Here is a 25,601-nt window from a genome sequence, read left to right on the forward strand (position 1 = left end):
GGTTTTCGGTGAAGGCGGTATCGAGGGGTGACACTGGTAGGGAGCCGGGCTGTTTCGACTGTGGTGACGCGGGTTCAGGCGATGAGGGCGCGGATCGCGTCACCCGACAGATCGAGCTTCGGCAGGAACCTCGGAGTGGAGCCGGTAGTGAGATCCGCTACGGGCAGCTCGGTGAAGGTCGAGGTGAGGATGGCGGTGACGCCGGTTGTGTCGGCGCGGGCATGCAACTGGTCGACGAGGTCGAATCCGCTTTCCTCGCCGAGATGTACGTCCACCAGCGCGATGTCCGGTTGCAGGCGTTCGACCGCGTGGATGCCGTCCGCGACCGACTGCGCCGTGGCGACGACCTCGATGCCGCCCTGTTGCAGGAGCGCGGTCGCCGCGGCCAGGTACTCGGTGTTGTCGTCGACGATGACGCAGCGCAACGGCACACGATTCGTCATGTATTGCATTGTCGCTCAAGGATGCTCGGTGGTCATTCCTGCTAGCCGGTATCTGTGCCGACGGCGAGACCGGCGTCTGTGATGGGCATCTCGGCGACCAGCGCGGTGCCGACACCGATTGTGCTCGACAGCCGCAGCGTGCCGCCGAGCGCGGCCACCCGGTCCTCGAGGCCGCGCAGTCCGCTACCGGCATCGAGGGACGCCCCGCCGACGCCGTCGTCGGTGACCGTGATGCGCAACGAGGTGGTGTCGGTATCGACGTGCACAGTCACGGCGGAGGCCTGGGCGTGCTTGGCGGCGTTGGTGAGTGCCTCGGCGACGGTGTAATACGCGGCGATCTCGACGGCCTGCGGAAGGCGCACCGGAACGTCGACGTGGACGTCGACCGGCAGCGGTGCCCGCCGGCCCAGGTCACGCAGCGCCGGGCGGAGCCCACCGCGGGACAGGATCGCGGGATGAACGCCGTGGGCGAGCTCGCGCAGCTCGTCGCTGGCGGTGCGCAGGCCGTCGCCGATGGCAGCGATGCGGGACCGGAGTTCGGCAGGATCCTCCGGGATCGCCATCTGGAGCGTACGGGCCTGCAGTGCCAGGGTGACGAGGCGCTGTTGTGCGCCGTCGTGCAGATCGCGTTCGATGGCGCGGCGCGCATTGTCGGCGGCGGTGACGATGCGCGCGCGTGACGCGACCAGCTCGGCGCGTGCTGCCATGGCTTCCCGCCAACTCTCGTGCGCCTCGCGGGCGCGGGTGCGCAGTTGCCAGCCAAGGACATTCGCGAGTCCGGCGATGGGCAGAAACACCGACAAGGTCAGCGCATCGATCGGCTTGAGAGGCAGCAGCGGCCCGCCGTCCAGATGCACCTGCAGGTAGGCGAAGGCGCTGGCGATGGTGGTCAGTACCGACAGGCCGAGGCCCCAGCCGGCGCTCATGATCAACACCCCGAACATGAACACGATGGCGTAGGTGCTGTGCGGCGGGGGATCGCGCAGTAGGCGGACCACCGCGACCTCGCCGGCGATCAACCCCGCGGCGACCAGCAGCCCGACGTACCACGGCGGGGTGGAGACGGCCGGATTCCATCGTGCCGGGTTCATCCGCCGCCTCCCCGCCTGGTCGTCTGATTCAGTCACCGACCCTAACCGTGGTCAGGGCGGTACCGACGGCAGCTCGGCCGAAGTGTCAGAAGGACTGATCGACGTGGCCCTGCGGCGCATTCGTGTCGTGATTGCCGTTCTGGTACTGGCTGTGGGAATCGGTGCCGTAGTGGACGGTCGGGTTGGTGTCTGCGCTGGCCACGGGGGCCACGATGAGTGCCCCGCCGACCGCGGCGATGGACAACCACACGGTGACGCGCTTGAGGGTGTTCTTCATGATCGGTGCTCGCTTTCGGGTCCGGTGGGCGGGTTCGGGTCAGATCAGCTCAGTGGTTGCGGAACAGCAGGAAGCCGTAGTCGTAGCCGAAGGGCTCCTGCAGCTGCCCGGCTTCCTGGGCAGCAGGACCCGGGGTTGCCACGATCTGGGCGTTGCCGTTGCTCTGGCTGACGGTGGCTCCGGTGGGCAGGGTGGCCGCGGCGGCGGTCGGTGCGGCGACGATGGCCAGGGCCGCGGCTGCCGTCGCGGCCAGCGGGATGATCCGGGTGCGGGTGATATGCATTGTCCTCTACCAACTTTCGGTGTTCTGGTGACTCCGGTGGGCCGTGTCCGGCTGGTATTCACATTGCTCCGCAACATCACCGGTGTCGCCACTGCTGCCCGCCAAATCGGAGGTAGGGCTAGCTGCTATGCCCGCCCCCTGCCAGCGGGTCGGGGGCCAATTCACAGGACCGCGCGCGACACCGACCGGCCGCGGGGCAAGATGAACGCAGAGAACGGCATGTCCGGCGTCTGACGGCCGCGGCGGCTGACGGTTCGAGACGAACAGGACGTACGTGGACGCAGTGCAGGAGGGGACGCGCGTCGTCGTCGCCGATGACGATGTGCTGCTGCGCGCAGGCGTGGCGAGCCTGCTGGCCGGTGCGGGTTTCACCGTCGTCGGGCAGGCCGGCGACAGCGCGGAGCTGCTCGCGTTGGTCAGAGACACCGTCCCCGACCTGGTGGTGACCGACATCCGGATGCCGCCGACCCACACGACCGAGGGCTTGGACGCCGCCAAGGTGATCCGCGGCGAGCTGCCGGATGTCGCGATCCTGGTGCTGTCGGCGCACGTCGACGTCGAGCATGCGATGGAGCTGTTGAGCGGCGGCCGGCGCATCGGCTACCTGCTCAAGAGTCGCGTCATCGACGTGGCCGATTTTCTGGAGACGCTGCACCGCATCACGGGCGGCGCGTCGGTGGTGGACCCGGCTCTGGTGCAGGAACTGTTCGCGGCGCAGCGTCGCGAAGACCCGCTGGCGGTCCTGACCGAGCGTGAGCACGAGGTGCTGGCACTCATGGCGGAGGGCAGGTCGAATGCGGGCATCGGCCATCAGCTGTGGGTGACCGAAGGCACCGTCGAGAAGCATGTGCGCAGCATCCTCAGCAAGCTGAACCTTCCCGACACCGGTGAGGATCACCGCCGCGTGTTGGCGGTCATCGCGTATCTCGACGCGCGCTGAGCGCCGGTGCCCACCGGGGCCCTGCATTTTTTCGACGTTTCGACGCTCGAGGTTTAGCGCCGCCGGCTTCGGGGTAGGTGAGTCAGGAGGGCAGCACGCGTGCCCCCAACTGACGGAGCAGAGCCACGGAGGGAGCGGTCCTTGCCGGACCCGATGAACAACTCGATGCGGACGATTCGCCTTGCTGCGGCGGTCGGTGCGGGAGCGACGATGGCGGTAGGGGCCCTCGCCGTGATGGTTGCCGCGCACCAGGTTGCGTCGTTGCGAAAGGGTGAGTACAGCATCGTCATCGCGTGACCCAGCTGCCAATCAGGCAGTGGCACAGACAAATTGACAAGGTTAGTCGGCTACCGCGACGGGCGGTAGCCGACTAGCCGGCTGCAGAGCTGCGAAATCCATTGGGAATCAACGGAGAACTACAGTCGATGTACCCGCCGTCGGGTGGTATTTGCCCGACCGTCAATCCGGTCGCTGCGGAGTCGGCGAGCAAACATATTGCAGCAGAGCATATTTGACCGATCCTTACGTCTACGGTGAACATCGGGTACGGTGGAACCGGGAGACGTCCACCAAGGGAGCTGACTTTCCACCATGTGCGGCATTGCCGGCGAAATCGCCTGGGGCCGTGGTGCTGATCTGGCGGCAGTGGCCGCCATGACCGATCGTTTGGCATCGCGGGGCCCGGACAGCAGCGGCTTGTGGGTCAGGGACGGAGTGGCGCTCGGCCACCGGCGCCTGGCCATCATCGACCTGTCCAGTCACGGACATCAACCCATGCACGATCCGGAGCTCGGGCTCACGGTCGTCTTCAACGGGTGCATCTACAACTATCCCCAACTGCGCAAGGAACTTTCGGGCAAGGGATATCGGTTCTTCTCGCACAGCGACACCGAGGTCGTGCTCAAGGGCTACCAGGAGTGGGGCGAACGGGTCGTCGAGCACCTCTACGGCATGTTCGCGTTCGCCGTCGCGGAAATCGAGTCGGCCGGGTCCTGCTGGCGCGCGACCGGCTCGGCGTCAAGCCGCTGTACTGGTGTGAGGCCACCGGGGGAGCGTTGCGGTTCGCCTCGTCGCTACCGGGTCTGGTGGCCGGCGGCGGAGTAGATACCGAACTCGATCCCGTTGCGCTGCAGCACTATCTGAGCTTCCATTCGGTCGTGCCGGCCCCACGCACCATCCTGCGGGGCGTGCAGAAGCTGCCGCCCGGCACCATCATGCGCATCGAACCCGATGGCACGCGCACCCAAACCACCTACTGGGAACCGATTTTCGAGCGCTCGCTCGAACGTGCCGACTGGTCGGAGCACGACTGGCGGGACGCCGTCCTGGACTCGCTGCGCACCGCGGTCGAACGCCGTCTTGTCGCCGATGTCCCGGTGGGATGCCTGCTATCGGGCGGCCTGGACTCCAGCTTGATCGTCGGGCTGCTCGCCGAGGCCGGCCAGCACGGACTGGCCACGTTCTCCATCGGCTTCGAGTCCGCCGGTGGTGAGGAAGGCGACGAGTTCAAGTACTCCGACATCATCGCCCGCGAGTTCGGCACCGATCACCACCAGATTCGCATCGATTCCTCGCGCATGCTGCCCGCGCTCTCGGGCGCCATCGACGCCATGAGCGAGCCGATGATGAGTCACGACTGCGTGGCCTTCTACCTGCTGTCGCAGGAAGTCAGCCGGCACGTGAAGGTCGTGCAGTCGGGGCAGGGCGCCGACGAGATCTTCGCGGGTTACCACTGGTACCCACCGATGGCGAGTGCGGCGGACAACGATCCAGGGGACGCGCTGCGTCGCTACCGGGCCGCTTTCTTCGATCGCAGCCATGACGCCGTCAACGCGCTGCTACAGCCGCCGTGGCAGCTCGACCACGATTCCGCCGGTGCGTTCGTCCTGCAGAATTTCACTCATCCCGGCGCGGCCACCGCGACCGACCGGGCGCTGCGGCTCGACACGACCGTCATGCTCGTCGACGACCCGGTGAAGCGCGTCGACAACATGACCATGGCCTGGGGACTGGAGGGCCGCGTGCCCTTCCTCGACCACGAGCTGGTCGAGCTGGCCGCGACGTGCCCGCCGGAGTTCAAGACCGCGCAGGGTGGCAAGGGCGTGCTGAAAGACGCTGCGCGCAAGGTTGTTCCGGCCGATGTCATCGACCGCCCCAAAGGATATTTCCCGGTGCCCGCACTCAAACACCTTGCCGGGCCCTACCTGGACCTGGTCCGCGATGCACTGCACAGCCGGGCCGCGCGCGACCGCGGCCTGTTCTCACCGGAGGTGGTCAGCGCCATGCTCGACGATCCGAACGGCAGTCTCACCCCGTTGCGCGGAAATCCGTTGTGGCAGATCGGGTTGCTGGAACTGTGGCTCGCCCAGCATGTCGACGGGCCGGCCCGGTCATGACCACGGGAAAGGGGAACGCCGGCGGCGACAGTGTGGGCGTCGTACAGGATTTGGGGTGGGGGCGGCTGGTCTTCGGCCAGACGTTCGGCGACCCCGACGAATTCGGCGTCGCCTTGCGGGAGGAAGGCAGTGGGCGTCGCGACATCGGGATGTATCTCGAGGCGCCGCACGTCTTCGTCGCGCTGCATCCGCACGAATTCTTCATCGACCCGAGCTTCACGTACCGGCTCGACCTGACGAAGCCCATGCACTACCAGCCTCCGGACGTCCCGGGACTGTCGGTCCGCCAGGTGAATTCGCTCGAAGACTGCGTCGCGATCAATCACATCTACGCGCGGTGCCACATGGTGCCGGCCGACAGCGACCTGATGTGGGCCAACAGCCGATCGGCGCCGCAGGTGGTGTACCTGGTGGCCGTCGACGATGAGAGCGGCCAGATCGTCGGCACGGTCACCGGCATCGACCACACCCAGTTGTTCGGGGATCCCGAGAACGGCTCGAGTCTGTGGTGCCTGGCCGTCGAGCCCGCCGCCGCGCGTCCCGGCACCGGGGGACTGCTGGTCCGCTCGCTGATAGAAGAGCTCATCCGGCGTGGCCGGGCCCAGATGGACCTGTCGGTGCTGCACGACAACGACGGGGCCATCGCGCTGTACGAGCGCATCGGCTTCACCCAGGTGCCCGGTGTGCTCGGGATCAAGCGCAAGAACGCCATCAACGAACCGCTGTTCGCGCCGGTGAAGCCGGAAGAACAACTGGCACAGCTCAATCCGTACGCGCGCATCATCGCCGACGAGGCGATTCTGCGGGGCATCGCGGTGGACGTGCTCGACGCGCAAGGCGGCTACCTTCGGCTCACCCATGGTGGCACGAGCATCGTGACGCGGGAGTCGTTGTCCGAGTTGACCAACGCCGTGGCGATGAGCCGGTGTGACGACAAACGCGTCGCCAGGTCGGTGGTCGCGGACGCGGGGATCCGGATACCGGAAGGCTGCACCGCGACTTTCACCGATGAGGACTGCCGATTCCTGGAGAAGGTGGGGTCCGCCGTCGTCAAACCGGCCCGCGGCGAACAGGGCGCGGGTATCACCGTCGGCGTCACCGGTGCCGACGACCTCAACCGCGCCATCGGACTGGCCGTGCAGCACTGCCCCGACGTGTTGATCGAAGAGCGTTGCGAGGGCGAGGATCTCCGCGTCGTCGTCATCGACGGCAAGGTGATCGCCGCGGCCGTCCGCCGGCCACCTGAGGTGATCGGCACGGGCACCCACACCATCCGGCAGCTGATCGAGGCGCAGAGCCGCCGCCGTTCGGTGGCCACGCACGGTGAATCGGTGATCCCCTTGGACAGCATCACCGATGACACCGTGCACAAGGAAGGCTGGCAGCTGGACGATGTGCTGCCGGCCAACGAACGACTGATCGTGCGTCACACGGCCAATCTGCACACCGGCGGGACCATCCACGACGTCACCGACGAACTCAACCCGATGCTGGCAAGGGTCGCGGTGGAGGCTGCGGAGGCCATCGAGATTCCGGTGACCGGCATCGACCTGATCGTGCCGACGGTGCGTGGCGAGGAGTACGTGTTCATCGAGGCGAACGAGCGCCCGGGCCTGGCCAATCACGAGCCGCGCCCGACAGCGCAGGCCTTCATCGATCTGCTGTTCCCGCGCACCGCGGCCACACCGTGGGCCTGGCATCCCGATCCGATCGAGCAGCGCTGAGTGCTCGAAACAGATCGAATGTGGTTGTTGGACAAGGTAGCGGTGAACTGGAGGGATGATGACTGAGCCCGACGATGCCGAAAATGTGCGGATGTCGCCGGACGACCGGGGCTGGATGGTCGACACACTGTTGGCGTTGCTGCAGACGCCGAGCCCGTCAGGGCGCACCGATGCCGTGATGCAACTGATCGGCCAGATTCTGACCAAGCTCGGTGTGCCGTTCACCCTGACCCGGCGCGGCGCGCTGATCGCGGAGTTGCCCGGGCGGTCGCAGACCACCGACCGGGCCATCGTGGTGCACGCCGACACCATCGGCTGCATGGTGCGCGAGCTCAAGGACAACGGCAGACTTTCGCTCGTTCCGGTCGGCACCTTCTCGGCGCGATTCGCCACCGGGGCCCGGGTCCGGATTCTGCCCGACGACACCGATCGCTTCTTCACGGGAACGGTGATGCCGCTCAAGGCAAGTGGCCATGCGTTCGGTGATGAGATCGACTCCCAGCCGACCAGTTGGGACGATGTCGAAGTCCGGGTCGACCGCAACGTCGACTCGCGTGCCGATCTGGAGCAGTTGGGCCTGAACGTCGGCGATTTCGTCGCGCTGGTGGCCAGCCCGGAGCTCACCGAGGACGGCTTCGTCGTCTCCCGTCACCTCGACGGCAAGGCCGGCGTGGCCATCGCGCTGACGCTGGCCAAGGTCGTCGCCGAACGCAATATCGTGCTGCCGCACCGGACCACGCTCATGGTGACCATCACCGAGGAGGTCGGCCACGGCGCCAGCCACGGACTGCCACCCGACGTCGCGGAACTGGTATCGGTGGACAACGCGGTGTGCGCGCCCGGCCAGCAGTCCCTCGAGCACGGCGTCACCATTCCGATGGCCGACATGCACGGACCGTTCGACTACTACCTGACCCGCAAGCTGTGCCGGCTCGCCCAGGAGAAGGGAATTGCCCACGCGCGCGATATCTTTCGTTACTACCGGTCAGATGTCGCGGCGGCCATCGAGGCCGGCGCCGCCACGCGGGCGGCCCTCGTGGGGTTCGGGCTCGACGGCAGTCATGGCTGGGAACGCACCCATCTCGATTCTCTCGAAGCGACATACCTGCTGCTGTACAGCTGGCTCCGCACACCGTTGACGTTCGCGATGTGGGATGCGCAGCCGTTCGGCGATCTGGAAGATTTCCCCGCCGAGCAGCCGGCTGCCAGCGAGCAGTGGGTGCCGCTCTCGCGCGGCGACTTCGCGGACCCCGGAGCCGCGTCTCAGGGGCATCACTGGCCACCCGAGGACGGCAGCGGGGACGTATCTCCGCAATAACGGGCGAAATTGGGACCGATATCGGGGTTTGGCGTGCCGCGAATTGGGTAGCAGTACCGGGATACGCCGTGCCGGACAACCGTGGAGGGGGAACTCATGACACCTGTGTCGACGACTGGCAACGATGACGTCATCGACTACATCAAGGCCCAGCACCTGGCGACGCGTGAGCTGTTCGCCAAGACACTGCATGCAGTGGACCTCACGGAGCGACGCCAGCACTTCGCCGAACTGCGCGCGGCGCTCACCGCACAGGAAGTGAGCGAAGAACTGCTGGTGCACGCACGAGTCCGGCGCGGCCGGGTGGTCGAGTCGCTGCGCGGAGAGGCGGATGACACCAAGGAGCAGCTGGACCATGTAAAGCAGTTGGATCCGACCTCAGCAGAATTCGAGACCGCGCTGACGGACCTGCAACAGGCCACGGAGGACCACACCCAACGCGTCGAAGCCGAAGAATTTCCCCTGCTCGCGGACCGCTGATCACCGCGGCGCGGCCTGCTCGATGCGTGGTTGTGCCGGAGCGTAGCCGAGCTTGCTCATCACGAATTGTGCTGCCTGATCGGTCATTCCGTTGTCCGAGTACGCGACGTGGGCCGCGTTGTCGCCGCCTCCCGTGGAACACACCGGATCATCGACGATGCACAGGTCGAGGGTCTTGGACACGTACCGCGAGCCCACCGTGATCGGGGGCGCACCCGTGTACACCATCTGCAGGAAGCCAGAAGACGGCTTGCCGAACAGCACGACCGCGGCGACATGGTCGGCGACGAACGCCGGCAGCGGTCCGGTGATGCCCATCGGCAGGGTGACACCGGCCGGAACGGCGTCCTCGGTGATGTAGGCCGCGACCGCCGCGCCCTGTGAATACCCGCCGAGCACGATCTTGGTGGTGGGGCAGATGGCTGCGGTGCTCTGGACCCGGTTCGCCGCGTCGACGACACCGTCTGCGGCCGTGGCGAAGTCGAGTGAAGCCGGGTAGTTCACGGGTGCCACGTCGACGGTCCGTCCCGCAGTCCGTGCGGTGAGCGCATCGACGAACGCCTGGCCGGCTCTGCCCACTCCCGGCGGTTCCATGGTGCCCCGCGCGAACACCACTTGGACATCCGGGCAGGGTTGCGCCGATGCGGGTGCGGTGACGGCAGGCGCAGCCAGCATCAGGGAGGTCAGGGGCACAGCTGCGGCAAGGCAGCGCGTGATGGTCTTCATGGCGGAATCCACCGATCTTCGGCTCACCTGTCGGGTCGCACCATTGCGGTCGACGAATACGGCCTGGTTACCCCCCGCGCTCACGGTCTAAACCATCGGCGCCATCAGTTGCCCGGGACGGGTCTGATCGAGCGGTCGCCGAACTGCCAACGGTCCGTGTTTGCCGACGGCTTGCCGTCGTGGTCGCCGGCCTGAACGCAGTGTTCGCAGCAGTACTGGTGGCCGTCGATTCTCCACCCGTGGCCCAGGATGCGGCATCCGCAGTGCCGGCACATCGGCGCCACCATGGTGGCCATGCATTCGATGCAGTCGAAGCTGGCGCTCCGACCGTTCCAATGGACGGTGAACGACTGCTCGGAATCTGTGCCACAGGTAATACACACCGCCACGAAAAACGCGCTTCCTGTCGAGGTTTTCGATTGTCTCGCTATCGCCGATCCGGTGCATACCCTGGGGCGTTATCAGTCAAACCTGTTCTGGCAGACAAGTTTTTTGTGGTCTGACCAGCCGTTACGGGTGGCTGCGGCCGCGCAGCGGTGGTGCCTCCATCTGATCAGCGGTATGGTCGAGTCAGCGTCCAAATGACGCAGTTGCTTAGACCGAAGCGACGGCAGCTGAGCGCTACCTCTCCGGTATGCGGTCGCGGTCCAGATCAGGGCCGGGCTGGGTGAATACCGTAGGTCGCGGTCGGCGACGGCAGATTGCCGGTCCACCTGACGGGTGGAAACAACGCGCGTGTCACGGCGCCGAGTGGTGCTCGGAGTGCCGATTCTCCCAATGCGCGTTGTGGGCCTGGGGAAGGCACGTTCAATGTCAACTTCGTTGCTGGAGAAGCGCTTACCCGATAACGCTCGATACTCCGACGAGTACGCGGATGTCCCGGAGATGGTGGCGAAGCTCCGCACACTTGCAGCCGAATCCGAAGAGTTCGTCCGTCAGCGCGACGACATCGTGCTGCGGTGCTGCCCATTGGCGGACCGGCTGGCGCGCCACTTCGACGGCAGAGGCGAGAATCTGGATGACCTGGTCCAAGTCGCCCGCGTCGGCCTCATCCAAGCGATCAATCGGTTCGATCCCGACAACGGCGCCGGCTTTGTCGCCTTTGCCGTACCGACGATCATGGGCGAGTTGCGGCGTCACTTCCGTGACTACGGCTGGAAAGTTCACGTGCCGAGGAGCATTCGAGACATCCGCCAGCAAATCAAAGGCGTGACAACAGAATTGACTCAGCGGCTGGGCCGCTCGCCCAATACCGGAGAACTCGCCGAGGCGTTGAGTGTTGCGCCCGAACAGATCACGGAAGGGTTGTTGGCGGCCAATGCCTATCAGCCGCAGTCGCTCGACACGCCCGTCGTCGACAATGACGACAATCCGCAGTCACTCGCCGACCTGCTCGGTGACGTCGATGACGGATTCGAGCGGATAACCGATCGGGAAGCGGTCAAGCCGGTGCTGGAAGCGCTGCCGGTGCGGGAACAACGGATCCTCTACCTGCGGTTCTTCGCATCCAAGACCCAACGCCAGATCGCGGACACCATCGGCGTCTCCCAGATGCATGTCTCGCGCATCCTGGATCGGACCCTGCGGGAAATTCGGGAGCAGGTGGTGCAGACCTGACGGTGCTCTGGCGTCGCGAGTTACGATGAATCAGGCCCGGATTCACGGGCCTGGTACGTCTACGCTCGAGCGCTGAGTGACGGAGATGACTGATACGCCTGTCGACAGTCAGGAGTCATGGGATGTTGCCGCCGTCTTCAGCGGTGGAGAAAATCCACGCGTCGGCAGATTCCAGTACTTCGTTGCCGAGCAGCGCTGGGTGTGGTCGGACGAGGTGGCCCGGATGCACGGATATCAACCCGGGACCATCGAGCCCACGACCGAATGGCTGTTGAGCCACCAGCATCCTGATGATCGCGCGAAAGTGGCGGAGATCCTGGATCGCGTCAAGACGGGCGGACAGTTCAGCAGTCGACACCGCATCATCGATGCCGCAGGGAGCACGCGCTGGATGGTCGTTGTCGGTGATCGGATGACCGACAACGCCGGTCACGTCATCGGCACCGAAGGGTTCTACGTCGACGTCACCGACAGCGTGCAATCGGACGTCACCAAAGCCATGTCCGGCGTCGTCGAGGCGCGTGCGCTGATCGAGCAGGCCAAGGGCGTGCTCATGGTTGCCTACGGCGTCGATGCGGACCGCGCTTTCGACATCCTCAAATGGCGGTCCCAGACGACGCAGGTCAAGCTGAAGACCGTGGCCGCCCAGCTGCTCGATGCGTTGATGCGGCAAGGCCTTTCGCCTGAGAGCACCAGCGTCGTCGACCGGCTCCTGGTCGCCCAGACGGGTCTCACCGACGACTAGCCGTGGCCGCCGCCGCAGCCCACGCCGGGAATGCAGCCGCTACCACCGGGCACTCCGCCCGGGCCGGCGTTGACGCCACCGGAACCGCAGGCCGTGCCCCATTGGGTGGGGATGCAACCGGCACCTCCCGGGCCGCCTCCAGGACCACCGTTCACGCCGCCGGAACCGCACTGGCCGTCGATGCAACCGCCGCCGCCCGGGCCGGGGCCGGGATCGTCGGCGGGCTGCAGCGGGTAGCTGGTCAGTACCGGATGGCTGCCCACGGTGCTCGGCACGAAATCGGCTGATACGAACGAGGCGGCCACGCCAGCCGATGCGAACGCGCCGGCCGCCAACAGGGGAATCACCTTGTTACTGAACATGTCCAGTGGATTGCCGGCGATCGACGTGATCAAACGTCGTAATGACCGATAGGTCATGCATTCGGTGGTCCGGCCGCGCGGTTAGGCGGTACTACGTTGTGTCGTAGGTCACCGGGTGCAATACTTGCATCAATCATGCTTATTTAGATAGCCTGGTTGGCAGGTGAAATCGGGACATCCGGTCCAGGTCGCGCCGGTGCGTTCTCACAACGAAGTGAAAGGTTCTGCCATGTTGTCCACGGTCCCGTTGGCGCCTGCCCACGCCGAGATTGTCAAAGCCACGCTGCCTGCCGTCGGCGCGGCCATCGGCGAGATCACGCCGATCTTCTACCGTCGACTGTTCGCGGCGCATCCGGAACTGGAGCGGGATCTGTTCAACCGCGGCAACCAGGCAAACGGTTCGCAGCAGAAAGCTCTGGCCGGATCGGTCGCGATGTACGCCACGCTGCTCGTCGACCCGGATGCTCCCGGCGCGGAATTCATCGAGCGCATCGCACACAAGCACGCGTCCCTCGGCGTCGCGCCGGAGCAGTACCCGGTGGTCTACGAGCACCTGTTCGCCGCGATAGTCGAGGTGCTCGGGTCCGAAGTCGTCACCGCGGAGGTCGCCGAGGCGTGGACGGCTGTCTATTGGTCCATGGCCGAAACCCTGGTCGGACGGGAACGTGAGCTGTACGAGGCGGCCGGGACCAGTCCCGAACACGTCTGGATGCCCGTCAAAGTGGTTGAGCGGGTGCAACAGTCGCCGCTGACGGTAGCGTTCGGGCTGGCCGCCGTCGACGGCGAACTTCCCGATTTTGCTCCGGGCCAGTACATTTCGGTCGCGGTACAGCTGCCCGACGGTGCCCGTCAAATCCGGCAGTACAGTCTGTCGCACGCCGGTGCCGACGACCGGTGGCGGATCTCGGTGCGACGTGAGGGGGCGGTGTCGTCGTACCTGCACGAGTACGTATTCGAGGGCGACGTGCTGCAGGTGTCCCACCCGTTCGGCGACATCACTCTGGACAGTCCGGCGGAAACCCCGCTACTGCTGATCTCGGCCGGCATCGGCATCACCCCCGTGCTGGGGATGCTCTACTTCATCGCGGCCGAGCAGCCGGCGCGCCCCGTGACCGTCGTGCACTGCGACCGCACCCGTGCGAGCCACGCGCACCGCGCGGAACTCGCCGATCTGGTCGGGCAGATTCCCGGTGCCGCCCTGCATACGTGGTACGACGGGCTGCCCGAGGGTTATCCGTTGAGCGAACCCGACCGCAGTGGCCGAATTGACCTGAGCGCCATCGCGTTTCCGTCGGATGTCAACGTCTACATCTGTGGTCCGACACCCTTCATGGAAGAGACGGTCCGCCAGCTCGGGACGGCCGGCGTGGCGCGTGACCGCATCTGGTTCGAAGCGTTCAGCCCGCTGACCGTCTAGACGTCCGCGCCATGAGTACGCCGACTGCGGTCCAGGTCGCCATCACCTTCGTCTGGTTGGGGATGGTGCTCGCCATCTCCTTCCTGGAGGCGCCGCTGAAATTCCGGGCGCCGAACGTCACGCTCCAGATCGGGCTCGGCATCGGCCGTCTGGTATTCCGGGCCCTCAACACTGTCGAGATGGTGTTCGCGGCAGGAATTGTGCTGGCGGCCTTGATGAGTCGGCCGTCCACGGTCGTTGTTACTGCGTTCGCGGTGGCGGTGGGGGCGTTGGTGGTGCAGCTGGTCGCGGTGCGGCCGCGGCTGAATCGTCGGTCGGATGCGGTGCTGGCCGGACGCGTCGGTCCCCGTTCCCACGGTCACCACGTCTATGTGGTGCTGGAGCTGATCAAGGTGGTGGCCCTACTGGTCGCCGGTGTCTGTCTGCTCGCGAGTGTCGGAGGGGCTCCGTAGCCTGGGGGCATGAAGCAGCAGTTGCACTTCTTCACCTTGGCCACCGTCGACCTGGAAGCCACCCGGGAGTTCTACAGTGCGCTCGGCTGGACGCCGGCGCTCGATGTGCCGGGGGAGATCATCTTCTATCAGAGCGCGCCCGGACAGTTGCTCGGGTTCTTCCTCGCGGAGAAGTTCAACGAGGATCTCGCGCAGGCGGCCGACCACTCTCAGGTCAGCGGAATCACGTTGGCGCACAACGTCGACAGTCAAGACGAGGTCATCGAGCTGGCGGCCGCCATGAGTGCCGCCGGCGGCACCACGCTCAAACCGCCGCAGCCCGGGCAGTTCGGCGGAGTGTTCCACGCGCACATCCAGGACCCCAACGGGGTGATCTGGGAGATCGCGCACAACCCGAACTGGCGCATCAACCCCGACGGTACCGTGAGCCTGGGCTGACCCCTACATCTTGATGGCAGGCAGCAGCCGGATGAGGTTCCAGGTTCGGTTGCGGCGCGCACAGAGGCTCGAAATACCCAGGGCGCCAATCCAGATGCACACCAGCACGATGATGGCCTGCCACAGCCGGCCGTCGATACCGCCCAGGATGAGCTGGCGAAGTCCGTTGACTCCGAACGTCATCGGGTCGAACTTGTGCATGACCTGGAACGGTCTGGACGTCGTCTCCACCGGGTACATGCCGCCGGCGCTGACCATCTGCAGCATCAGCAGCGCCATGATCAGCACGCGGCCTACCGCCGGGCCGACCAGGGCGTTGATGGCCTGGGTCGCGGCGACGAACGCCAGCGAGACCAGCATCATGAAGCCCAGCATCGCGACCGGATGCGCCACCTCCATACCGAGGGCGAACCGCACCACGCAATACAGGATGACCGACTGGCACAGCGCGATGACCGCCGCCGGCAGGTAGCTGGCGAACACCACCCGGATGGCCAGCACCTCGGCTGCGATCGGACGGTTCTGCAAGGGCCGCAACACCATCCACAGCACCAGCGCACCGAAGAACAGTGCCAGCGTCAGGAAGAACGGGGCCATGCCGGTGGCGAAGTTGGGGGCGCCGTTCTCGTGTGAGGACTCCAGGTTGACCGGCCCGCCGATGGTGTCGGCAATGGCCTGCTTCTGCTGTTCGGTCCACGTCGGCACCTGCTTGGCGCCGTCGCCGAGCTTGGTGGCCAGTTCGTGGCTGCCGTCCTTGAGCTGAACGGTGCCGGACTTCAGCTGGCGGGCACCGTCATCGAGTTGCACGATCCCGCTTGCCAATTGCGCGTTGCCGGTGGCCAATTGCTGGGCGCCGTTGCGCAACTGGTTCAGCTTGTCGGTGAGCTGCTGGCCGCTGCTGCCGACCTGGTCGAGCGCAGTCCGCAGCGGGCTGCCGGGGGAGCGCAGCGTCTCGGTCATCCAGATCGCCGCATTGCGGCCATCGGTGATCTGCTGACGGATCTGTGGCGTGAACTGATGGCCGTTCAGCTGGTCCTGGACGCCACGCAGGGTATTGACCGCGCCGACGGAGACGGGGTCCTGATTCACCGAAAGTTGTTGGATCACCGAACCGATCGCCGCAGCCGCGGTGTCCTGTGCGGTGGCGAGCGCGCCGGCCTGATCGGCAGCCTGCTCGAGCGCCGTCGCGCTCTGCTGCAACTGCTCGGTGCTTCCGCCGACCTGCGACAGCGCCTTGGTCACCTTCAACAACGGGTCGGTGGCCTGGGTGATGCCGGTCGAGAGCTGCTTGGCGCCGGAGGACAACTTGGCCGAGCCGTTGCGCGCGTCGTCCAGCCCACCGACCAACTTGCCGGCGCCGGTATCGACCTGCGCCGCACCGTCGGCCAGCTTCTGCGCGCCGTCGGCGGCCTGCTTGATGCCGGTGCCGGACGAAACCACCACGGACAGAATCTGATTGACGGCCTGGCCGGAGATCCGGGTGGATACCGCGTTGAGCACCTCACCGGTGGCGGTCCGGCCGATGGTCGAGGAGATGTAGTTGTTGGCGTCGTTGTACACCGCGATCAGCTGGGCCTTCTTGGGATCGCCGGTGACCGGCGACGCGATGGCCTCGCTGAAGTTCTCCGGCAGCTCCAGCATGAAGTAGTACTTGCCGTGCTCGACGCCGTCGCGCGCCTCCTTGTCGCTCACCACATGCCAATCGAGGCTGTGGTCAGCGGTCAGGCTCCTGGCGATCTCGTCGCCCGCGTTGACGTGGACGCCCTCGACGACGGCGCCGCGGTCGGCATTCACCAGGGCCACCGGCATCTTGTTGACCTGACCGAACGGATCCCAGAACGCCCACAGGTACAGCGCGCCGTACACCAGCGGCAGCAGCATCAGCACCACGATCGCTGCGCGCGTCATGCGGCTGCGGCCGAAACGTTTGATCTCGGAGCCGAATGCGAGTCCAGCAAGCATGGTCAGGCCTTTCCGGTGTGCATGCGGCGGTCATGCAGAACATGGTCGGGGGCGTCGTCGCCCAGCGGATTGGTCACCCCGACGACGACGGTGCGGTGTTCGGCCAGGGCACCCAGGCGCTGCACGGCGAGGGCCCGGCGCTCGTTGTCGCGGACCTGCTCGAGGTCTCCGACGATCAGCACCGGCCGGTCGGACATCAGCGCCAGGGTGATGCGCAGCAGAAAGAGTTCGAGATCGGACAGTCCGATGATGAACGTCTTCGGTGACAGCAGGGGAAGGTCGTCGCCGAAGACCGCGGCCATCTCCGGCACGTCCGACTGGACCGGGACCCAGGCCGGGAACGGCGACACCCAGCGGCGCTGCTCGGTGATCACCGTCTGCACCGTCACCATGTCTTCCAGGTCGTCGATGTCGGCGAACGCGGCGATCGCGCAGTGCTTCCGAATGCCGCGGGGCCCTGTCGCGCCGTTGACGGTGACCGTGCCCTGGGTCGGCTTCAACCGGCCTGCGAGCGACAGCAACAACGTGTGCTGAGCCGGACCACCCGGCATCTGGATGGCGTGGAACCCGGGCTTCAGTTCCAGGTCGACGTCGGAGAACAGCGCGCCGTGCTCACCGACGACGCTGAGGCCCTGCGCGGTGATCACCGGCGGGCCGTCCGCTGTGTCCGGTGCGGCCGTCGTCTCGTCGTCCATTGCTGCTCATCTCCGGGGTCGAAGTAACGATGGCCAGTAAATCAGCGTGAGAAGGCAAATCTGTCGTTAGCGGGCTTCCGGAGGTTGTGATGTCACGCGGAATCGGCGGCGATATGCCGTACCGGACACATCGGGCCAGCGGACATCGCGGATCGCTTCCGGGGAATCTCTGTGGGGCTGACCACACGACGCGAAGGCTCAGTCGCGGCCGGTGGCCGCCGACGCGCGGATCACCCGGTCACGGCCGCGGCTCTTCGCCTCGTACATCGCGACGTCGGCGCGGCGAATGGCCGAGCGCAACCCCGCCTTGTGTCCGAGTTGCGAGACTCCGATGCTCACCGTCCCGGCCAGCACCGCGTCGTTGTGGCTGAAGGTCGCGGCGGCGAACGCCACCCGGAGCCGGTCGGCGATGACCGCCGCCTGACGTTCGTCGACGCCCGGCAGCATGGCGCAGAACTCCTCGCCGCCGATGCGGGCCAGGAGGTCGCCGCCGCGCAGGTTCGACCGCGCCACGCAGGCGAATTCCGCCAGCAGACGGTCGCCGGCATCGTGGCCGAAGACGTCGTTGACGGCCTTGAACTCGTCCAGGTCCATCACGATGACCGAGCACCGGAGCTGGCGTGCGACGCATTCCTCCGCGAGCCGTTGCGCCTGGATCATGAAGCCGGCCCGGTTGAGCGTGCTCGTGAGGGAGTCCAGCATGGCCGCATCGGCCAGTTGGTCCTCGAGGCGTTCCCAACCCATCAGCGACAGGCACAGGTTGATGGCCATGACGGCAAAAGCGAACAGCAGCATCGGAATCGATACGACCGGAGTCGTCGTGACGAACTGAACGGCGCCGGAATGCAGATGAATGCTGAGCGAGCGTCCGACGGTCGCGACGGCCGCGACCGCATACAGGACGATCAGGATGCGCCGGGACGCCAACCGCTCGGCCCGCTGGGCTCTGATCCCGTCGATGATGCTCAGCACGAAGTAGATGACCAGCATCAGGACGGTGAGCGATACCCGCGCCGGGATGCTCGTGGTGAACGGCGGCACCAATTCGAAGGCCGCCAGCAGCGCCAGCGGTCCCGCCGCCACCGTCCGTGCCCGGATCGGCTGGTTGTTGAAGGCGCACGTGCCGGCCCAGATCATCGACCAGCAGGCGACCATCAGCACGTTGGCCACCGTCACCGATAGCACGTCGGGCACCAGGCCGCGGGCGCTCAGCAGCCCGGCGCCGAGGGCGCCGGCGAGATTGCCCGCGCCCCAGAGCTGTACCGCCGGATGACGCCGCTTACCCGCGCCCACCCAGACGTGGAGCAACCCGAAAAGCAAGGCGGTCATCGAGATGACCATCCACAGGGTGCGTACGTCCGGATTCATGCTGCGCTACCTGCCGCGCGCGGAGGCGGAAGGGTGGGTAGCGGCTGGGGCATAGCGCAAACTTACTCGCCGCTGCCGACGACTGTCGGCGGCATTGGGTAGGGTCCAGCCCGTGAATTTGAGCGTCAAGTCTGTCGTCAAGTCCGTGAATGCCCGCCTCGCCGAGGAACTGGCCGTCGCCGAAGGTCAGGTCGACGCCGCGGTCAGGCTGCTGGACGAGGGCGCGACCGTGCCGTTCATCGCCCGGTACCGCAAGGAAGTCACCGGCAGCCTGGACGACGGTCAGCTCCGCACCCTGGAGGAGCGGCTGCGCTACCTGCGTGAGCTGGATCAGCGGCGCGACGCGGTGCTGGCCTCCATCGAAGAGCAGGGCAAGCTGACCGACGAGCTGAAGGCGGCGCTGCTGGCGGCCGACACCAAGGCGCGGGTCGAAGACATCTACCTGCCGTACAAGCCGAAGCGGCGGACCAAGGCGCAGATCGCCCGCGAGGCCGGCCTGGAGCCTCTGGCGGACCGACTGCTGGCCGACCCGACGCTGGACCCCAATGAGGTGGCCACCGAATTCCTGGGTGATGAGGTGGCTGACGTCGCCGCCGCGCTCGACGGGGCCCGCCACATCCTGGTGGAGCGGGTGTCCGAGGATGCCGAACTGGTCGGCGCCGTGCGCGAGAAATTCTGGGCCGACGGCACCCTGGCCACCAAGCCGTGGTCGGAGGACGCGGCGAAAAGCCCAGCCGCGCAGAAGTTCCGCGACTACTTCGAATACTCCGAGCCGCTCGAGGCCATGCCGTCGCACCGCGTGCTGGCGGTGTTGCGCGGTGAGAAGGAGGAAGCGCTGTCGCTCAACTTCGACGGTGGCGACGACGCGCTGTATCAGGCCATGATCGCCCAGTCGCTCGGCGTGGACATGGGTGCCGGAGGCGCGGCCACGCCATGGCTGACCGCGACGGTCGGTTGGGCCTGGCGCACCAAGCTGATGTTCTCGGCCGCCGTCGACGCCCGGATTCGCCTGCGCCAGCGCGCCGAGGAGGACGCCGTCGCGGTGTTCGCCAAGAACCTCAAGGACCTGCTGCTGGCCGCACCGGCCGGGACCCGCGCCACACTGGGCCTCGATCCCGGGTTCCGCACCGGTGTGAAGGTCGCAGTGGTGGACGGCACCGGCAAGGTCGTCGACACCTGCGCCATCTTCCCGCATCAGCCGCAGAACAAATGGAATGACGCCAAGGCGACGCTGGCGGCCCTCGTCGCACGGCACAACGTCGAGCTGATCGCCATCGGCAACGGCACGGCGTCGCGCGAAACCGATGCGCTGGCAACCGAACTCATCGCCGACCTGAAGGCCGCGGGCGCGTCCGGTCCGAAGAAGTTGCCGACCAAGGCGATCGTGAGCGAGGCCGGCGCGTCGGTGTACTCGGCGTCGGCCTATGCCGCCCACGAGCTGCCCGAGTTGGACGTGACGCTGCGTGGCGCGGTCTCGATCGCCCGTCGCCTGCAGGACCCGCTCGCCGAACTGGTCAAGATCGAGCCGAAGTCCATCGGCGTCGGGCAGTACCAGCACGACGTGACGCCCGGGACCCTGGCCCGCAGCCTCGACGCGGTGGTCGAAGACGCGGTGAACGCGGTTGGCGTCGACCTCAACACTGCGTCGGTGCCGCTGCTGGCCAAGGTGTCCGGCGTGACCGAGTCGCTGGCCGAATCGATCGTGTCGTACCGCGACAAGACCGGACCGTTCCGCAGCCGCACCGGCCTGCTCGACGTGCCGCGACTGGGCCCCAAGGCCTTTGAACAGTGCGCCGGCTTCCTGCGGATCCGCGAAGGCGACGACCCACTGGACGCCTCGGGTGTGCACCCCGAGGCCTACCCGGTGGTGCGGCGCATCCTCGACCGCGCCGGCGTCACCCTCGCCGAACTGATCGGCGACGAACGCAAGCTCCGCGCGCTCAAGCCCGGCGACTTCGCCGACGAGCGTTTCGGCATCCCTACCGTCACCGACATCCTGGGTGAACTGGAGAAGCCGGGCCGCGACCCGCGCCCCGCGTTCTCCACCGCCACCTTCGCCGCCGGCGTCGAGAAGGTGTCCGACCTCAAGGTCGGCATGGTGCTCGAGGGCGTGGTGACCAACGTCGCGGCGTTCGGTGCCTTCATCGATGTCGGTGTGCACCAGGACGGTCTGGTGCACGTCTCGGCGATGGCCGACCGGTTCGTCTCCGACCCGCACGAGGTGGTGAAGTCCGGCCAGGTCGTCAAGGTCAAGGTGCTCGAAGTCGATGTCGAGCGGCAGCGCATCGGGCTGAGCCTGCGGCTGAACGACGACCCGCAACGCCCCCGCGACGGCAAGCGCCCCGAGCAGGGCAACGGGCCCCGCCGCGACGGTGGTGGCCAGCCGCGCGGGCGCGATGGCGGCAACCGGGGCGGCAATCCGGATCGCGGACGTAACCCGCAGCGCGGCAACGGTGGCGGTGGTGGCCGCCGCGAGGCCGCGCCGTCGGGTTCGATGGCCGATGCCCTGCGCAAGGCGGGCTTCGGTAAGTAACGGCAGGGTCGGCGCGTGGTGTTGATCAGGAATCGAGAAGCGATGCCGATCGGCGCGCGGATAGCGTGTGGGTATGCCCAGCAGAACGCACGCCGCTGACAGCCACGACCTGATCCGCGTCGTCGGAGCCCGGGAGAACAACCTCAAGGACATCAGCGTCGAGATCCCGAAGCGGCGGCTGACTGTCTTCACCGGGGTGTCCGGCTCCGGCAAGAGCTCGCTGGTGTTCGACACCATCGCCGCCGAATCGCAGCGGTTGATCAACGAGACCTACAGTGCGTTCGTCCAGGGCTTCATGCCGTCGCAGGCCCGCCCCGACGTCGACGTTCTGGAGGGGTTGACGACCGCGATCATCGTCGACCAGGAGCGCATCGGTTCCGACCCGCGCTCGACCGTCGGGACCGCCACCGATACCGGGGCGCTGCTACGTATCCTGTTCAGCCGGGTCGGTGATCCGAATATCGGTTCACCGCAGGCTTTTTCGTTCAACGTTGCCTCGATCAGCGGGGCCGGTGCCGTCACCATGGAACGCGCCGGCCGCACCGTCAAAGAGCGTCGTGACTTCAACATCGTCGGCGGCATGTGCCTGCGGTGCGAGGGCCGCGGCGCGGTCAACGACATCGACCTCACCGCGCTGTACGACGACAGCAAGTCGATCAACGAGGGCGCGATCACCATTCCCGGCTTCAGCATGGACGGCTGGTACGGCCGAATCTTCAACGGCTGCGGCTTTTTCGACCCCGACAAGCCGATCCGGAAGTTCACCAAGAAGGAATCGGACGCCCTGCTGCACAAGGAAGCGACCAAGATCAAGGTCGACGGCGTCAACCTCACCTACCTGGGTCTCATCCCGCAGATCAAGAAGTCGTTCCTGAGCAAGGGCGTCGAGGCGATGCAGCCGCACATCCGGGCGTTCGTCGAGCGGGCGGTGACGTTCACGACGTGCCCCGAGTGCGAGGGCACCCGGCTCTCCGAACTGGCGCGGTCGTCAAAGATCAAGGGCGTCAACATCGCTGAGACATGCGCCATGCAGATCACCGATCTGGCCGAGTGGGTCGGGGCACTGGCCGATGACAAGCGCCTCGGCGCCGGGGTGGCTCCGTTGTTGGCGACGTTGCGGCACACCCTCGACTCTTTCGTCGACATCGGGCTGGGCTACCTGTCGCTGGCGCGGCCCGCCGGCACGCTCTCGGGCGGAGAAGCTCAGCGGGTCAAGATGATTCGTCATCTCGGCTCGGCCCTGACCGATGTCACCTACGTATTCGACGAGCCGACCATCGGCCTGCACCCGCACGACATCACCCGCATGAACGAACTGCTGATTCAGTTGCGGGACAAGGGAAACACCGTGCTGGTCGTCGAGCACAAGCCGGAAGTGATCGGCATCGCCGACCACGTGGTGGACCTCGGCCCAGAGGCCGGCTCGGGCGGCGGCCAGGTGGTCTACGAGGGCACCGTGAAGGGGCTGCGGGGCAGTGGCAGCATCACCGGCCGTCATCTGGACGACCGGGCGGCGTTGAAAACTTCGGTGCGAGAACCAAACGGGGCCTTGGAGATTCGTGGCGCGAATACGAACAACCTGCAGGACGTCGACGTCGACATCCCGCTTGGCGTCCTGGCTGTGATCACCGGTGTGGCGGGCTCGGGCAAGAGCTCGCTGATCGACGGTTCGGTGGCCGGCCGCGACGGCGTCGTCACCATCGACCAGGCGCCGATCCGGGGCTCCCGGCGGAGCAACCCGGCAACCTACACCGGGCTGCTCGACCACATCCGAAAGGCCTTTGCGAAGGCCAACGACGTCAAACCCGCACTGTTCAGCTCGAATTCGGAAGGCGCCTGCCCGGCGTGCAACGGAGCCGGGGTCATCTACACCGACCTGGGAGTGATGGCCACGGTGGAGTCCCGTTGCGAAGAGTGCGAAGGCCGGCGCTTCGGTGCCTCGGTGCTCGAATACACCCTGGGTGGCCAGAACATCGCCGAAGTGCTGGCCATGCCGGTCGCCGATGCAGAGCAGTTCTTCTCCGACGGCGACGCAAAAGTGCCCGCTGCGCAGAAAATCCTGGCGCGGATGGTCGACGTCGGGCTGGGCTACCTCACCCTGGGCCAGCCCCTGACCACGCTGTCCGGTGGCGAACGGCAACGCCTGAAGCTGGCCACGCAGATGGGGGAGAAAGGCGAGGTCTACATCCTCGACGAGCCGACCACCGGTCTGCACCTCGCGGACGTGGAGCAGCTCCTGGCGCTGCTGGACCGGATCGTCGACGGGGGCAAGTCCGTCATCGTCATCGAACATCACCAGGCCGTCATGGCGCACGCCGACTGGATCATCGATCTGGGTCCCGGCGCGGGTCACGACGGCGGCCGGGTGATCTTCGAGGGACCACCGGCGGACCTGGTGGCCGACGGCACGACGCTGACCGGGTCGCACCTGGCCGACTACGTCAGATGACGGGCCAAAACAGTAGGCCTGCGACCGTCGAACGGTCGCAGGCCTACTGCGTGATGGATCTGGTGCTGAAAAGGGGTTAGACGGCCATCTCAGGGGCCGGAGCGGGAGCCTCGGGAGCCGGCGCCGGGGCCTCGGGGGCCGGCGCGAAGTTGGCGGCCTCGATGACGACCGGTTCCTGGAGTTCCGGAGCCGGGAGGTCGGCCGGGCCTGCCGGGGGCGCCAACGGGGCGTCCAGCGGGCCGTCCAGGGGCAGATCGGCGGGCAGTTCGTCGCCGGGTGCCATGGGCAGGTGCATGTGGTGGGTGAACTGGCGCTGGAAGGCGCCGCCGCCACCGATGCGGACGCCGCCGCCCTCACCGCTGGACACCGGGGTGCCGTCAGGCAGCGTCACGGCCGTGTGGCCGCCGTTCCAGCCGATGTTCAGGGCGCCGGGGGCGGTGCCGGGCAGGAAGCCACGGGCGCGCAGTGCCGCCTCTTCGTTACCGGTGTTGAACCGGTTGCCGTAGACGGGACGGCCGGAGGCGGCGTTGGCCACCCAGGAGGCCAATCCGGAGCAGTCAGTGCCACGTGCCGTGTCGCCGCCCGAGATGTACGGCGTACCCGAAACCTGGTTGACCAAAGCCAGCAGCGAAGCGGTCGCAATAGCAAACATGACGATGAACGCTAGCAACGGAAATTTGAGAGCGTCAAAATTCTGTGTCTGCCATCACGTTTCGCGAATCGTGTGGTGTGCGTTACATCGATGTTTATTCACATCATGTTGGGGCAGAGGCGATTTCGCGTATTCGCAGGTGAATGCGCAAAACATACTGCCATACACAGCTTTTCCGCAAATGCAAGGTCACGACGGGTGTTGCAGGGCTGTGATCAGCTAATTCCAAAACGGGCCGTGACGGCCGCTGTGCGGTTTTGGCGCCGGTTTCGGGTCTTACCTCGACGACTCTTGCGGACATCTGTCGTTCATCTGGAACGGTCAAGTAGCGCGGCCGTCGAGGCGCGTCCGTGGAGGATGCGTGACCACGTCAGACCGGTACCCCTGTGGCGGATGTGACTTGAGGTCCCCGCCGTCGGCTCAGGCCCGCGCCCGCGCCGTTCACTCTGTATCTATGGCGCGAAAGTGCGAGTAGCCAGTGCCGTGGGTTCAGGGTCAGCGGCGAGACCGGTGCTCACGCTGTTCACTCTGTATCTATGGCGCAAGAGTCCGAGTAACCAGCGCCCTCAGCTCAGGATCGACGTCGATCTCGTTACGGTGGATCGATGTGGATGTCTCGGGCCCGATTCGAGCTGAGTGAAGAAGTGCCGGGGACACCTGATGACGTCCGCACCTTCTATACAGATCTGGCGAACACGAAGCTGGTGCACCCGCTCGTGGTGGCGGTGGAGGTCATGGGGGATCGGCACGATTCGCAGGGCCATCACCGTGACTATCGGGTGCGCGACCGCATCCCCTTTGGCCCGCTGAACCTGGCGGTGACCTACCGTGCGACAGTGCTGATCGCGCCAGACGGCGTCGTGCGCACCCAGGCCCGCCAGTTTCCGAAGGTGCGGTTGTGCGGCACGGTGACCTTCGCGCCTGCCGACGGCGGCACCACCGTCACCGAGACCGTGCATATAGAAGTACCGCGGCCACTTGCACCCTTTACCGCTCGTCAAGCGGAATCAGCGCACAAAGCGATGCTCGCGGCCATTCGGCGCCATTTTGAGGAAAGCTCGGGCTGGCGGTGATTGGACGGTTGGCTTGAGGCCCTCCTGTGGCCACGCCTTTTGAAAAACTTTGGTCACTTTGGTTTCTCTGGTCACGGTAGGTAATTGGCGTCACAGTCCGCGACCGATTTTTGAGTTCCTAATCGGAGTCAAGTTCTCAGACGGGTTCTTGTGGCAAGTC

The 25,601-nt window shown here is 66.3% G+C and carries 25 protein-coding genes and 1 pseudogene; 15 read left to right on the forward strand and 11 right to left on the reverse strand.

The annotated features are described in order from the left end of the window. Positions 1 to 74 precede the first annotated feature (74 nt). From EB75_RS16680 to EB75_RS16695, 4 genes are all read right to left on the reverse strand, one after another. Positions 75 to 443: a LytR/AlgR family response regulator transcription factor gene (locus tag EB75_RS16680; protein ID WP_073696491.1), complete on the reverse strand. Its 369-nt coding sequence runs from the start codon at positions 441 to 443 to the stop codon at positions 75 to 77. A gap of 41 nt (positions 444 to 484) precedes the next feature. Beyond that, positions 485 to 1,534 carry an ATP-binding protein gene (locus tag EB75_RS16685; protein WP_073696464.1) on the reverse strand — a complete coding sequence of 350 codons (1,050 nt, stop codon included), beginning with the start codon at positions 1,532 to 1,534 and terminating at the stop codon, positions 485 to 487. A gap of 85 nt (positions 1,535 to 1,619) precedes the next feature. After that, on the reverse strand, positions 1,620 to 1,811 hold the full coding sequence (locus EB75_RS16690) for a hypothetical protein (RefSeq protein WP_073696465.1): 192 nt from the start codon (positions 1,809 to 1,811) through the stop codon (positions 1,620 to 1,622). A 49-nt stretch (positions 1,812 to 1,860) separates the two neighbouring features. Continuing rightward, positions 1,861 to 2,094: a hypothetical protein gene (locus EB75_RS16695; RefSeq protein ID WP_073696466.1), complete on the reverse strand. Its 234-nt coding sequence runs from the start codon at positions 2,092 to 2,094 to the stop codon at positions 1,861 to 1,863. A 283-nt stretch (positions 2,095 to 2,377) separates the two neighbouring features. Between EB75_RS16695 and EB75_RS16700 the strand changes: the two genes are divergently transcribed. From EB75_RS16700 to EB75_RS16720, 6 genes and pseudogenes are all read left to right on the forward strand, one after another. Beyond that, positions 2,378 to 3,034: a response regulator gene (locus EB75_RS16700; protein WP_073696492.1), complete on the forward strand. Its 657-nt coding sequence runs from the start codon at positions 2,378 to 2,380 to the stop codon at positions 3,032 to 3,034. 141 nt (positions 3,035 to 3,175) lie between these two features. Continuing rightward, entirely contained in the window at positions 3,176 to 3,331 is a 156-nt protein-coding gene (locus EB75_RS29325) for a hypothetical protein (protein ID WP_168176057.1), read from the forward strand. A gap of 294 nt (positions 3,332 to 3,625) precedes the next feature. Then, a pseudogene (locus tag EB75_RS16705) lies at positions 3,626 to 5,430 on the forward strand (N-acetylglutaminylglutamine amidotransferase). Continuing rightward, a complete protein-coding gene (gene ngg / locus EB75_RS16710) occupies positions 5,427 to 7,154 on the forward strand; it encodes an N-acetylglutaminylglutamine synthetase (RefSeq protein WP_073696467.1) in 1,728 nt (575 codons plus the stop codon). Before EB75_RS16705 ends, ngg begins: the two are co-directional and overlap by 4 nt. A 55-nt stretch (positions 7,155 to 7,209) precedes the next feature. After that, positions 7,210 to 8,472 carry an osmoprotectant NAGGN system M42 family peptidase gene (locus tag EB75_RS16715; RefSeq protein WP_073696468.1) on the forward strand — a complete coding sequence of 421 codons (1,263 nt, stop codon included), beginning with the start codon at positions 7,210 to 7,212 and terminating at the stop codon, positions 8,470 to 8,472. 96 nt (positions 8,473 to 8,568) lie between these two features. Next, a complete protein-coding gene (locus EB75_RS16720) occupies positions 8,569 to 8,952 on the forward strand; it encodes a hemerythrin domain-containing protein (RefSeq protein WP_083612355.1) in 384 nt (127 codons plus the stop codon). Here EB75_RS16720 and EB75_RS16725 read toward each other — a convergent pair whose 3' ends face one another. Both EB75_RS16725 and EB75_RS29985 read right to left on the reverse strand, forming a co-directional pair. Next, the gene (locus EB75_RS16725) at positions 8,953 to 9,627 is read right to left on the reverse strand and encodes a cutinase family protein (RefSeq protein ID WP_286150222.1); all 675 of its coding nucleotides are present in this window, start codon (positions 9,625 to 9,627) and stop codon (positions 8,953 to 8,955) included. A gap of 155 nt (positions 9,628 to 9,782) precedes the next feature. Further along, on the reverse strand, positions 9,783 to 10,067 hold the full coding sequence (locus EB75_RS29985; protein WP_073696471.1) for a metallothionein: 285 nt from the start codon (positions 10,065 to 10,067) through the stop codon (positions 9,783 to 9,785). Between EB75_RS29985 and EB75_RS29330 the strand changes: the two genes are divergently transcribed. From EB75_RS29330 to EB75_RS16740, 3 genes are all read left to right on the forward strand, one after another. Further along, positions 9,973 to 10,263: a hypothetical protein gene (locus EB75_RS29330; protein WP_168176058.1), complete on the forward strand. Its 291-nt coding sequence runs from the start codon at positions 9,973 to 9,975 to the stop codon at positions 10,261 to 10,263. The two genes, EB75_RS29985 and EB75_RS29330, sit on opposite strands and share 95 nt — an antisense overlap. 300 nt (positions 10,264 to 10,563) lie before the next feature. Next, the gene (locus EB75_RS16735; RefSeq protein ID WP_286150223.1) at positions 10,564 to 11,295 is read left to right on the forward strand and encodes a SigB/SigF/SigG family RNA polymerase sigma factor; all 732 of its coding nucleotides are present in this window, start codon (positions 10,564 to 10,566) and stop codon (positions 11,293 to 11,295) included. An 85-nt stretch (positions 11,296 to 11,380) separates the two neighbouring features. Further along, entirely contained in the window at positions 11,381 to 12,040 is a 660-nt protein-coding gene (locus tag EB75_RS16740; RefSeq protein WP_083612357.1) for a PAS and ANTAR domain-containing protein, read from the forward strand. On the opposite strand, the gene EB75_RS16745 is transcribed toward EB75_RS16740, so the two are convergent. After that, entirely contained in the window at positions 12,037 to 12,387 is a 351-nt protein-coding gene (locus tag EB75_RS16745) for a PE-PGRS family protein (protein WP_073696495.1), read from the reverse strand. The genes EB75_RS16740 and EB75_RS16745 overlap by 4 nt on opposite strands. A gap of 244 nt (positions 12,388 to 12,631) precedes the next feature. Between EB75_RS16745 and EB75_RS16750 the strand changes: the two genes are divergently transcribed. From EB75_RS16750 to EB75_RS16760, 3 genes are read left to right on the forward strand one after another with little or no spacing between them, the layout of a single operon-like run. Further along, complete coding sequence (locus EB75_RS16750) at positions 12,632 to 13,819, forward strand: globin domain-containing protein (protein WP_073696496.1); 1,188 nt, start codon at positions 12,632 to 12,634, stop codon at positions 13,817 to 13,819. 11 nt (positions 13,820 to 13,830) lie between these two features. Beyond that, the gene (locus EB75_RS16755) at positions 13,831 to 14,271 is read left to right on the forward strand and encodes a hypothetical protein (protein ID WP_073696472.1); all 441 of its coding nucleotides are present in this window, start codon (positions 13,831 to 13,833) and stop codon (positions 14,269 to 14,271) included. Positions 14,272 to 14,280: 9 nt separating this feature from the next. Then, positions 14,281 to 14,709: a VOC family protein gene (locus tag EB75_RS16760; protein ID WP_073696473.1), complete on the forward strand. Its 429-nt coding sequence runs from the start codon at positions 14,281 to 14,283 to the stop codon at positions 14,707 to 14,709. A 3-nt stretch (positions 14,710 to 14,712) separates the two neighbouring features. On the opposite strand, the gene EB75_RS16765 is transcribed toward EB75_RS16760, so the two are convergent. The 3 genes from EB75_RS16765 to EB75_RS16775 form a co-directional block, all read right to left on the reverse strand. Continuing rightward, the gene (locus EB75_RS16765) at positions 14,713 to 16,671 is read right to left on the reverse strand and encodes a YhgE/Pip domain-containing protein (RefSeq protein ID WP_073696474.1); all 1,959 of its coding nucleotides are present in this window, start codon (positions 16,669 to 16,671) and stop codon (positions 14,713 to 14,715) included. 2 nt (positions 16,672 to 16,673) lie between these two features. After that, the gene (locus EB75_RS16770; RefSeq protein ID WP_073696475.1) at positions 16,674 to 17,366 is read right to left on the reverse strand and encodes a hypothetical protein; all 693 of its coding nucleotides are present in this window, start codon (positions 17,364 to 17,366) and stop codon (positions 16,674 to 16,676) included. 198 nt (positions 17,367 to 17,564) lie between these two features. Continuing rightward, complete coding sequence (locus tag EB75_RS16775; RefSeq protein ID WP_073696476.1) at positions 17,565 to 18,734, reverse strand: GGDEF domain-containing protein; 1,170 nt, start codon at positions 18,732 to 18,734, stop codon at positions 17,565 to 17,567. Positions 18,735 to 18,846: 112 nt separating this feature from the next. Between EB75_RS16775 and EB75_RS16780 the strand changes: the two genes are divergently transcribed. Further along, on the forward strand, positions 18,847 to 21,267 hold the full coding sequence (locus tag EB75_RS16780; protein WP_073696477.1) for a Tex family protein: 2,421 nt from the start codon (positions 18,847 to 18,849) through the stop codon (positions 21,265 to 21,267). Between the two features lie 73 nt (positions 21,268 to 21,340). Next, positions 21,341 to 23,716, forward strand: coding sequence for an ATP-binding cassette domain-containing protein (locus tag EB75_RS16785; protein ID WP_073696478.1), 2,376 nt, complete (start codon positions 21,341 to 21,343; stop codon positions 23,714 to 23,716). A gap of 76 nt (positions 23,717 to 23,792) precedes the next feature. Here EB75_RS16785 and EB75_RS16790 read toward each other — a convergent pair whose 3' ends face one another. Next, positions 23,793 to 24,368: a glycoside hydrolase gene (locus EB75_RS16790; protein ID WP_073696479.1), complete on the reverse strand. Its 576-nt coding sequence runs from the start codon at positions 24,366 to 24,368 to the stop codon at positions 23,793 to 23,795. 605 nt (positions 24,369 to 24,973) lie between these two features. Here EB75_RS16790 and EB75_RS16795 point away from each other — a divergent pair. Continuing rightward, complete coding sequence (locus EB75_RS16795; protein ID WP_073696480.1) at positions 24,974 to 25,441, forward strand: SRPBCC family protein; 468 nt, start codon at positions 24,974 to 24,976, stop codon at positions 25,439 to 25,441. Positions 25,442 to 25,601: the final 160 nt, after the last annotated feature.

This window comes from Mycobacterium sp. ST-F2 (assembly GCF_001905655.1).
Taxonomy (GTDB): Bacteria; Actinomycetota; Actinomycetes; order Mycobacteriales; family Mycobacteriaceae; genus Mycobacterium.